This window comes from Bradyrhizobium sp. 142, assembly GCF_023074015.1.
GTDB lineage: Bacteria > Pseudomonadota > Alphaproteobacteria > Rhizobiales > Xanthobacteraceae > Bradyrhizobium.
On sequence record NZ_JADPKQ010000439.1, the window covers coordinates 1 to 10,506 of the forward strand.

General features: G+C 57.2%; 5 protein-coding genes and 6 pseudogenes. 4 read left to right on the forward strand and 7 right to left on the reverse strand.

Features of this window, described 5'->3' with window-relative positions; genetic code table 11:
* Window positions 1-98: 98 nt before the first annotated feature.
* Window positions 99-800, reverse strand: a pseudogene (locus IVA82_RS40450) (IS3 family transposase); the annotation flags it as partial.
* Window positions 801-856: 56 nt separating this feature from the next.
* Here IVA82_RS40450 and IVA82_RS40455 point away from each other — a divergent pair.
* Window positions 857-1,114 (forward strand): annotated as a pseudogene (locus tag IVA82_RS40455) (transposase); the annotation flags it as partial.
* 240 nt (window positions 1,115-1,354) lie between these two features.
* Here the strand turns inward: IVA82_RS40455 and IVA82_RS40460 are convergent.
* Window positions 1,355-2,407: an IS110 family transposase gene (locus tag IVA82_RS40460; RefSeq protein ID WP_247493862.1), complete on the reverse strand. Its 1,053-nt coding sequence runs from the start codon at window positions 2,405-2,407 to the stop codon at window positions 1,355-1,357.
* A 62-nt stretch (window positions 2,408-2,469) separates the two neighbouring features.
* Between IVA82_RS40460 and IVA82_RS40465 the strand changes: the two are divergent.
* Window positions 2,470-3,395: pseudogene (locus tag IVA82_RS40465) on the forward strand (IS3 family transposase); the annotation flags it as partial.
* A 17-nt stretch (window positions 3,396-3,412) separates the two neighbouring features.
* Here the strand turns inward: IVA82_RS40465 and IVA82_RS40470 are convergent.
* The 5 genes and pseudogenes from IVA82_RS40470 to IVA82_RS40485 form a co-directional block, all read right to left on the reverse strand.
* Window positions 3,413-3,777 (reverse strand): annotated as a pseudogene (locus IVA82_RS40470) (transposase); the annotation flags it as partial.
* Between the two features lie 931 nt (window positions 3,778-4,708).
* Complete coding sequence (locus tag IVA82_RS48690) at window positions 4,709-4,831, reverse strand: hypothetical protein (protein ID WP_256469798.1); 123 nt, start codon at window positions 4,829-4,831, stop codon at window positions 4,709-4,711.
* A 575-nt stretch (window positions 4,832-5,406) separates the two neighbouring features.
* Window positions 5,407-5,612, reverse strand: a pseudogene (locus IVA82_RS40475) (IS3 family transposase); the annotation flags it as partial.
* A 10-nt stretch (window positions 5,613-5,622) separates the two neighbouring features.
* A complete protein-coding gene (locus IVA82_RS49255; protein WP_247493863.1) occupies window positions 5,623-5,754 on the reverse strand; it encodes a transposase in 132 nt (43 codons plus the stop codon).
* 812 nt (window positions 5,755-6,566) lie between these two features.
* Window positions 6,567-7,247 carry a RolB family protein gene (locus tag IVA82_RS40485; protein WP_247493864.1) on the reverse strand — a complete coding sequence of 227 codons (681 nt, stop codon included), beginning with the start codon at window positions 7,245-7,247 and terminating at the stop codon, window positions 6,567-6,569.
* A 592-nt stretch (window positions 7,248-7,839) separates the two neighbouring features.
* On the opposite strand from IVA82_RS40485, the gene IVA82_RS40490 reads away from it, so the two are divergent.
* Both IVA82_RS40490 and IVA82_RS40495 read left to right on the forward strand, forming a co-directional pair.
* Window positions 7,840-8,712, forward strand: a complete 873-nt coding sequence (locus IVA82_RS40490) for a RolB family protein (protein ID WP_247493865.1) — start codon at window positions 7,840-7,842, stop codon at window positions 8,710-8,712.
* A gap of 676 nt (window positions 8,713-9,388) precedes the next feature.
* A pseudogene (locus IVA82_RS40495) lies at window positions 9,389-10,422 on the forward strand (IS3 family transposase); the annotation flags it as partial.
* Window positions 10,423-10,506: the final 84 nt, after the last annotated feature.

Genomic DNA, 10,506 nt, shown 5'->3' on the forward strand with positions numbered 1-10,506 from the left:
TTGCGCGCGACAATCATCGCGGCAATCATCACCTCGCCGCGACACCGACTCGCCATCCTGATTGTCGCGCGCTTCCCATCCAGATTGTCGCGCTATAGGCGTCCCTGATTGTAGAAGGCCAGATACTTGGCAATTGACGCTCGCGCCTCGGACACGCTGTCGTAGGCGCGGAGATAAACTTCTTCGTATTTGACCGTGCGCCAGAGCCGCTCGACAAACACGTTGTCGCGCCAGGCGCCCTTGCCGTCCATGCTGATGGCGATCTTCGCGTCCAGCAGCACATCGGTGAACTCGAGGCTGGTGAACTGGCTGCCCTGGTCCGTGTTGAAAATCTCGGGCCTGCCGTGCTTCGCCAACGCCTCCTGGACCGCTTCGACGCAGAAGGCGGCCTCCATTGTGATCGAGACGCGATGGGCCAGGACCCGTCGGCTGAACACATCGACGACCGCCGCGAGATAGACGAAGCCACGCCGCATCGGAATGTAGGTGATGTCCATTGCCCACGCCTGGTCGGGCCGCTCGATCTTCAATCCGCGCAACAGGTACGGGTAGATCTTGTGGCCCGTTGCCGGCTTGCTCGTGTTCGGGCGACGATAGACCGCCTCGATCCCCATGCGCTTCATCAGCGTCGCGATGTGGCGGTGACCGGCGTATACGCCCTCCCGCCGCAGCAACGATCGCAGCATACGCGCTCCCGCGAAGGGATAATCGAGATGCAGCTCATCGAGCCGACGCATCAAGGCAAGGTCCTCGGCCGAAACTGGCCGAGGTTCATAGTAGACCGTGCTGCGAGTGACCTGCCGCTGCCGATTTCCTCCAGTTGAAGTTAGAGTCCGGCCTTCTGAAGGACGGACAGATGAAGCGAGCCAGGTTTACGGAAGAGCAGATTATTGGCGTGCTACGTGAGCATGAGGCAGGTGCGAAGGCTGCCGATTTGGCGCGGAAGCATGGCGTCTCTGAAGCGACGCTGTACAATTGGAAGGCGAAGTTCGGCGGTCTGGACGTCTCCGATGCCAAGCGGTTGCGGCAACTCGAGGACGAGAACGCCAAGCTGAAGAAGCTGCTGGCCGAGCAGATGCTGGATGCTGCAGCGCTACGCGAGCTTTTGTCAAAAAATGTATGACCCGCCCCGCCCGTGCAAGGTCGTTTAATGAGGACGATGCAGTCTGCACAAATGTATCCGGCCTCTTGCAAGTGGGCCGCTGTTGCGGCCAGGCCATGATGAGATCCGCGCGTGCCGTTCCCAGATAAATGGTTCGGGCTCGAAGCCCGCTTTTTTGCACAGGGTTTACGGCGCGCCGATCGACTGTTTCGTCATCACCTTCACGAACCTCGCAGTCTGGAACAAACGGGATCAGCTAAAGGCCGGATCCCGCCGTTCATAGCTTGCGCCGGGCTTGGTCATCACCACCCATGCGATCCGCGCAATCTTGGCCGCCAAGGCGACGGTGACCTTGTTAGTGTGCATGCGTGCCTGAAGTCCATCAAGCCACGCGCCAAGGCGGTATCGCGAGCGATCAAGATGAGTCACGCAGGAACGGGCGCCATGGATGATCATCCGGCGCAGATATCGATTGCCGCGCTTGCTTATCCCCAGCAGCTTCGTTTTGCCTCCCGTAGAATATTCTCTCGGGACAAGACCTAGCCAAGCTGCCATATCGCGGGCCTTTTTGAACTGGCGGGCAGATCCAGCTGCTGCCAAAAGCGTCGTCGCGGCCAGCGGACCAATGCCCGGGATGGTCATCAATCGACGTGCGCTATCGCTTTGAGAGGCAATTGCCTCAATCTCGCGGTTGACCTCGGCAATCCGCAGCTCCAGCTGCCGCAGCTCGTCAAATGTAGATGCAAGAATGCGACGCATCGCCGAGGTTAGATCATTCGACTGATCGGCCAAAACCCTCGGCAGATCAGCCTTGAACTTGCCGGCGCCCTGGTGAATAGCGATCCCATATTCCAGGCAAAAAGCGCGCATCTGATTGATGAGGCACGTCCGTTGCGACATCATCCGATCGCGAACACGATGCAGCGCTTGCAGGTCAATGTGCTCAGGCGACCTTAGCTCGACGAAGCGCATCGTTGGTCTCGTCACGGCTTCGGCGATCGCCGCGGCATCGATGATGTCATTTTTGTTGGACTTCACATATGGCTTCACGAATTGAGCTGGGATAATGCGAACGGTGTGCCCCATGGCGGCGATCTTGCGGGCCAACCATTGCGAGCCGGAGCAGGCCTCCATGCCCACCAAAGCCGGTCCTGCACGTTCGAAGAACTGCAAGAGCGTATCGCGCCGAAAGGGCGCCTTCTGGATCGGCATTCCGGCGGCGTCGAGCCCAACGACGTGGAAAAGGTTCTTGCCAATGTCGATCCCAAACACCGTTGCCGGCCTGGGCTTGTTCCGTGTCCTCATTGCTTCCTCCTTTCAAAAGCCAACTCAGTCTGACTGAGAGGACGGGGCGGGTCATCCCATTAATGGTAGGGCCCGTCGCCAAGCGCGAAGCCGTCGCGCACCTGCAGGCGTCATGGGTCTGTCGGAGCGGCGGGCCTGCGGCATCGTCGGCGCTGACCGCAAGATGGTTCGCTACCGATCGTGCCGACCGCCGGACACCGAACTACGCGGCCACTTGCGCGAGCTTGCTAATGCCCGTCGGCGGTTCGGCTACCGCCGGCTGTTCGTGCTGCTTCGCCAGCAGGGCGAGCCGTCCGGGCGGAACCGGATCTACCGTCTGTATCGAGAGGAAGGCCTCAGCGTGCGCAAGCGCCGAGCCCGCCGCCGCGCCGTGGGCACCCGAGCGCCGATACTGGTCGAGGCTCGGCCGAACGCCCGGTGGTCGCTGGATTTTGTCCACGACCAGTTCGCCAGCGGCCGTCGCTTCCGGGTCCTGAATATCGTCGATGACGTGACCCGGGAATGTCTGGCGGCCATCCCCGACACCTCGATCCCGGGGCGGCGGGTGGCACGCGAACTGACGGCGCTGATCAATCAGCGCGGCAAGCCGGGCATGATCGTCTCCGACAACGGCACCGAGTTCACCTGCAATGCCATGCTGGCCTGGTCGGAGGAGAACAACATCGACTGGCACTTCATTGCGCCGGGCAAGCCGATGCAGAACGGCTTCTGTGAAAGCTTCAACGGCCGGATGCGGGACGAGCTTCTCAACGAAACCTTGTTCTTCGGCCTCGATCACGCCCGCGCCAAGATTGCGGATTGGGTCGGCGACTACAACGGCCAACGCCCGCATTCCTCGCTCGGCTATCTGGCCCCTGCGGCCTATGCCGCCTACCTCACCGCAACGTGCGATCGGCTGCGCAACCCCGACCAGCTCCGCCGATCGCACGTTGCTCACACCGCGCCAAACGGCGTAACATCCGCCGAGACTCTAACCGCTACTGGGTGAAACTTCAGGGGCAGGTCACGAGCCAGCTTCAGGACCTTCGCTTGGCGCACGATAGAAAGATCATGACCGCGGTCGATCATCGCTTTGCGCTCAGCAGGCCCGCCTTGGTGAGCGCGCCGGACAAAAAATCGTTTTCCAACGCCAGCTCGCCGATCTTGGCATGTAACGCCTTCAAATCGACCGGCGTCTCGGCCGATGCCTTGTCATGCCCAAACACGCCGGCGGCGCCTTCCAGGAGCTGGTTTTTCCAGATCGTGATCTGGTTCGGATGAACATCAAACAGTTGCGCCAGCTCCGCCAGCGTCTTGTCGCCTTTGACCGCAGCCAAAGCAACCTTCGCCTTGAATGCCGGAGAATGCGTCCGGCGGCTCTTCTTCGTCATCTTCGCTCCTGATTCGCGGCAAGAATCCTCGCCGCTGTCAGGCAGAAAATCCACTCAAGCTACTGTCCGAATTTGCGGAGCCAGCTCTTGGCGCTAGAAACGGATCGCGCCCTTGAGTGATGATTCCAACGTCAGCCTTCCGGCTATCCCAGCTGAACAGCCCGGCTCTGGCCGGTGAACACGGTGCCCCACCGCCAGCTACACCACGCCACGGCACGATCTGCTCCGCGGGTCCATTTCACTGATTCCACAAAGGAGAGTAACGCCGCGACGAGAGATATCACACCGGCTGCCCGCGGGCGACTGGGTTGCCGACGAAGCGTCTGCAGAGGTGCGGGCGAGCTTGGATCGGCTCTGCTTTGCGGCAGGGGTCGAGGCGCTTAGCACGATGCGCTGCCGCGGCTGCCACTGGCGGCGGCGGCAGGATATATTTCCATGTAAACGTCGCCTCGGTTTTTTGAGCCGCGACTTCCGGCTCGCGCTCCGCGCGAGGCTTGCGCTTCGCGCAAGTCCGGAAGTCGCGGCTCAAAAAACCGAGGCGACGTTTACATCAGGGATATCATTTTCTGTCGTTTTCCAATGCCAACCCTGTCACTTTCTGTCATCGTTGTCCGAGAAGCGGCACTAACCTGGCTCTTCCAGAATTCGTAGCGGTAACTTGCTCTTGGAAAGATGTGACGTGTTGTTGACTTAGCAATCCGGGTACCCCAGTGCAGAACGCGAAAAGTTGCGCCCCTCGAACTATAGCGAGGGCTAACTGCTGCACAGAATATGTTGTTATTTCTGTCGTAGTCCACCGCTAGAACAGTATTTGTCCCTTCCCTTATGCGAGGGTCGGTTCTGTCACCCTCGCCCAAGAAGCACCCTTTGCAAAGGCAAAAGGTTAAAGGATCCGAGTCGCGTATTTATATCTTCGTCATTACTCTTGCTATCACCAAAGTCTTTCTATCACCACAATCTTTGTTTCTTCTTCGATCAAGAAGCCAAAACTAAACGGTTTTTCCCTTTTCTTCCTCTCGATGTCGCGGTGGACAGTTGGCAGCCCAATCGTCACGGATCTTCCTGGCGTGCTGGGGCCCTATCTCGTGGCCGCCTGGAGAATAGACACTCTTCGGCTTCCCAGAGCTGCTGGTCGAGCAATGTACTACTATTTGACTGAGCAGAATGCCCGCCTTGCTGTTGATCAGTGCAGCTTTCACGGGCTCGAGTACGTGAAATCGGCCCAATCTCCGCTCCAACCTCCGCCTGAAGCTTCGGGAAAAAACTGGTTCATCGCTGCCGTCGACAGCGTGCCCCCGTTCGGGGTGGCATGGGGGAGGGCGATACTGTCGTGATCAAAGCCGCCACAGATCGGCCTGGCGCGTATTTGTGGTGTTGTGCGTTTTGTTGTTTCTGAATTCTTTGTTTGCTCTATGAGCTCTTAATGTTGTATTAGTAACCGTCATATGCGACGGCTATGAATGTGGTATCATAAATAAAGCCGGGCCTTTTAACAAGACGTGTCGTTTATTTCAGTGGTGAGCGCGCCGCTTATTTACCCCAATTTAGAGCTGGTCCCGCTTGTCTGAACAGACTTTCCGCGTCGATAAGTGGAGCCTCTGCCGGGATTAGGCCGCCACGCGGAGCGGCGATGGCGACGAGATAGAGAAAGCCGCGGCCGATGGGTAGATACGTGATGTCGGCCGCCCACACCGGTTCGGCCGGTCGATCATCATGTTGCGCAGCAGATAGGGATAGCTCTTGTGGCCCGGCACCGGCCTTGTCGTGTTCGGCTTCGGTCCCAGCGCCGCTATGCCCATCCTGCGCATCAACCGCTGCACGCGCTTGCGATTGATCGGAAGCCCCTCATCCTTCAGCGTCCTCGCTCTCCCGCCCGACACCCGCGTCAAAGGCCCGGGCCGCCTGGTCCAGCAGTTGCTTCTTCCAGGCATAGATCTGGTTCGGGTGAACCTCATAGCGCTGGGCCAGATCGGCCACCGTCGCCTGCTCCCGGCTTCCACAGCGATCTTTGCCTTCAGTGCCGCGTCGATCTTGCGTCTCGTCTTCGTCGTCATCATGCGCTCCGTCTATCAAACGGAGCGGCGCGTTCCAACTAACCACGTGGTCCCACAATCGGGGTCCATTTCACCACGTCCGAGTTAAGCGTGTGGTCAAGCGTAGACAGGAGCAGATCCCTTCAAAGAGATCTGAACCTCGCTTGTCCCTCTTGCCACGAGAGGTAGGATCAAAACGACGCTTATTGGGCCGCCGCTGCGGTGCCCCCAGGATATATTGTGATGTAAACGTCACCTCGGTTTTTTGAGCCGCGACTTCCGGCTCGCGCTCCGCGCGAGGCTTGCGCTTCGCGCAAGTCCGGAAGTCGCGGCTCAAAAAACCGAGGTGACGTTTACATCGTAAGTTAGATTGGATGATGAGAGCTTTTAAAGCTCTCGCTATAGTTCAGGCACAACTTACTCGGGTTTACGAAAGAAATTGAATTCAGTGAACAGTACAACAACATGACGCCGGAGGCGTAAAAGAAGAAATAACGAGAACAACAACAAACGCTTACAACCCATAACAAAATAAAATAAAACAAGTAAAACGGACTGGTGCGGCTTTGATCACTCCAGTGTCGCACGGCCCCATGCCACGCCACCACCATGAACGCCAGGGGCGCAAAAGCATAACAACGAAGATGGAAACAACAACAATACAGCTAAGGAACGAACCGACACAAATAGAACCGAATGCATTTCTACGAGGAGGCCAGAACCCAACATTAGTGTATTAGCGGCGAGAGCGACCCACTAATCCTCCCAACCAGACGCACTCGGCCAGTCGGTGGGAGGCATAGGGGGAGGCCAGCTCATCTGTCCATGGGCCACAATGTCGAACCGTCCTCTCGTCGTATCCCGAGTCCATACTTCGTCCCCTGCGAAACGGAAGCGGTCGGTCTGAACGATAGCGAGGAAATATTGCATCTGTTCGCGCTCGACATTAGTGCACCATCGGCTGTGGTACTTACCCGATATAGATGTAGCAGAGATGAAGGGATCATATGGCCGGCAGTTCATTGCAATCACAACCCCGGGGCAATATTTAGTTGGTAGTTCCTGGAAACTCCTGTCTGCAACACAGGGTTGTGCAAGGTCAGTAGGCAAATAGACATACAAGAGGGGGGGGTCTGAAGCAGCGACCGAGAGGTTGTCAACTTCGATGGCCTCATTGGCGCCACCGAGTGGAGACTCTGTCATACAGGGCTGGGTTCCGAACGCCCCAAAATCCCGCGGAGTACGGCCCGCAGCTTGTTCATAAGCCCGCGCCGCAGCCACCCACTTGCCCTGGGCTTTCTGGACTTTGGGGAGGTGCTGCTTACGGTATTTTTTTAGTGCCTTCTTGAGCTCCTTGCGAAGCTCGTCTCCGGTCACACCCGTTAGGCAGACGCTCTCAAATTGAGGGCGCTCGTAGGCTGGATAGTTGTCGGCCATAGTGAAGGTGCGATGTCTAGGACAGATACTATCCGGCTCGCTGTGTGGCGGACTGTAAGAGTGGCCCGTTTATATAGAGGTGATTAGTGTTTAATTCGTCAACCGTCAGTTGTGCCTTTGCGGTGGAATAAAGGGACAGCTTTTGGATGTGTCCATTAGGTCGCGTAGAGTCGTAGCTTCTGTGCAGCCGTTAGCCCTCACATTCCTTTTCCAAGAGCAAGTCACCGCAAGAATTCTGGAAGAGCTGCGATGTGGGCTTTTGGCGAAAACGATCGCGAGACTTGATGGCTTTTCGCAGAACGCAGGAGGTCTTTGATGTCGACCCGCGGTGAGAATGGTGAAACAACGGAGTTTGATTGCAACTACGGATGCTTGGCTGTTACGTCAGGAAAGGGGGCGCAATCTAAATAAAGCCAACCGGGTGCTGCCGTTGCGGTGCAGTAAAGGGGCGTCTTTTGGATGCGTCAGAGTTGCGCCGTCTGTGCGAGGCTTGGCCCGCGCTACAGTTCGAGAGGCGCACCTTTAGCGTTCCGTGTGGTGACGGCCAAATACTCATTCGCGCAGCGAACCAGAAAGTGACAGGGATCTGTTGATGCCGAAAGGGCCAGCTTCGGGGGAGAACACATTCTTGGTTGGTGTAATCAGCCGAAAGCGACCCGTGCCGCGTCGTGTATTTAAACCCGCATGCTATTCAAAGCCCGTTACCTTATCTTTCGTCACTCACAAACAACTAACATTTTCATCATCCGCCGCCACCTTGCACCTTTCTTTCACGATGTCTCTTCCTCCATACGATCGCCCATGGTTCATTGCTCCCGACACCGACACCGAAGACCTAGGAGAGCACATTCGGACCCAGACGAGCAAATACAATAATTTCATCAACAACACACTGTGTCCGAGCCAACGTGATTGGGCTCGAGCCGCCGCGGAAGCTCATGGGATTGACCCTGAAGACGATGATGCGTGGATGGGGAAGACCGAGAAGGCCTACGACGACCTCGGAGAAGATGTGCTAGATGAATTCTATACTTATCCCTGCCTCAATGACCCGACCATGACCAACAACTTAGAGCGAATCATTACGGACCTCAACTCAGATGGCGCGCACGAAGTCCGGAGGTTACTATACACATATATGCCACTATCGTCGGCACAAGAATGTGGACGAAAGCGAAGCCTAAGTTACATTCCGGACTACATGCGCTTTGTCGACCACGATGACAGTGTCAAACTGCTCGTGCTGGATATCCCGCCGAACGGTTATGATAGCAAGGATGACATAGTGCGCAAGTATCATGCTGTCGGATGCACGAAAGTCGAGAGGAGCGACATTGCAGGTTGCGTCGTCATTCCCGATGCCGACTTTATCGGTTATGATGAAGATGACGACATTTTCAAACGGACGCGGTTCGGCTCATTTGACGTGGTGGCTGTCACGGAGGTGCTGCTTGACGATCGTTGAGTTTCTCTCGAAGGATGGGACGCTAGGCGTCACCACCAGATTCGCCTTCTGTAGGGATTGACGTTCCTGTTTGAGGGTCTGTTGGCTTCGCCGTATGGCGTTTTCAAGATGTCCCTTGTGTTTGTGTTTGCGACCACCTCTCGTCTTTATTGCACCTGTGTTCCGGTCATTTCTCTTTGTTCAGTTCTGGGTCTCGGTATAACGCCTGTATTGCTAATTTTGTGTGCCGTCTGTCATGTGTCTGTTGAGTAAGCGTCGCGTCTCAATGTATCGAGTTTGAGCATCCGTTTCTATTGTCTTATCGTTCCTGGTGTCTTCTCCGAAGGCGCGTCTCTCGCGATGTAATTTTGTTTTCAATTCAATAAACCCGGCTCATTTGAACAATGTGATTTGTGTATCTCGCATAACTCGTCTGCGTCTGCAGGTGCCAAATTTGGAGAAACCGCGGGGGTCCCTATCATTGTCTCTCAGAGTAGTCCAATGTCGAAAAAACGCTACGCGTTCTGAAAGGCCTGCCGAATAGAAAAGCCTGATAATGCTGGCCTCAGGATAGGGTCCACTTCAAAGGACGCGCTGGGCCCGGTTGACAGAGCCGGCTCCGCAAATTTGAACAGGTCGATAAGTGGAGTTTCTGCCTGACAGCGGGCACGCTGATGCCTGCGAATCAGGAGCGACGATGAGCAGACGAGCACGCCGGAACCACACACCGGCCTTCAAGGCGAAGGTGGCGCTTGCCGCCGTCAAGGGCGACCGGACGATCGCTCAACTGGCCGAGCAGTTCGACGTCCACCCCAATCAGATCACGGCGTGGAAGGCGCAGCTGGAAGGCGGCGCGTGCGGAGTTTTTGGACCTGGCAGCGCTGCGCCCGCCGCGCCTGCGATCGACGTGAAGTCGCTGCACGCCAAGATCGGAGAGCTGACTTTAGAAGGAGCGCTCACCAAGGCGGGATTGCTGAGCGCAAAGCGATGATCGACCGTGAGCACCATCTGTCGATCACCAGGCAGGCGGAGGTACTGCAGATCAGCCGGGGCAGCATTTATTACCTGCCGCGTCCGGTGCCGGACGCCGATCTCGCGATCATGCGGCGTCTCGACCGGCTGCATCTGGAGTTTCCCTTCGCCGGCTCGCGAATGTTGAGAGGCCTGCTGGCTGCCGAGGGGTGCAAGATCGGCCGCCGGCATGTCAAGACGCTGATGCGGCGGATGGGGATAGAGGCGCTCTATCGCCGTCCGCGCACGACGAAGCCGGAACCCGGCCACAAGATCCATCCGTATCTGCTGCGCGGCATGGAGATCACACGGCCGAACCAGGTCTGGGCGATGGACATCACCTACATCCCGATGGCGAGGGGCTTCGTCTATCTCGCCGTGGTGCTGGACTGGGCAACACGTCGTGTTCTGTTGTGGCGGCTGTCGATCACCATGGAAGCAGCCTTCTGCGTCGAGACGCTGGAGGATGCTCTGGCACGTCACGGCAAGCCGGAGATATTCAACACCGATCAAGGCTCGCAGTTCACCGACACGGACTTTACCGGCCTACTCGCCAGCAACGGCATTGCCATCAGCATGGATGGCAAAGGCGCCTGGCGTGACAACGTGTTCGTTGAGCGATTGTGGCGCAGCGTCAAATACGAGGAGGTATACCTGAGGGCCTACAACAACGTCAGCGAGGCTCGTGCCTCGATCGGCCGATACCTCGACTTCTACAACCGCGCATCAGAACACCCATCTGTCTATGTTGTTGTAGAGAAGAGACTTTGCTGATTGGGATGCGATCCCGTGGGGTATCTTGGG

What these genes read in the sequence shown, in the direction of transcription:
- IVA82_RS40490 (WP_247493865.1), top strand. Translation starts at nt 7,840, where the DNA reads ATGCCGAAAGGGCCAGCTTCGGGGGAGAACACATTCTTGGTTGGTGTA.
- IVA82_RS40485 (WP_247493864.1), bottom strand. Translation starts at nt 7,247, where the DNA reads ATGGCCGACAACTATCCAGCCTACGAGCGCCCTCAATTTGAGAGCGTC.
- IVA82_RS40460 (WP_247493862.1), bottom strand. Translation starts at nt 2,407, where the DNA reads ATGAGGACACGGAACAAGCCCAGGCCGGCAACGGTGTTTGGGATCGAC.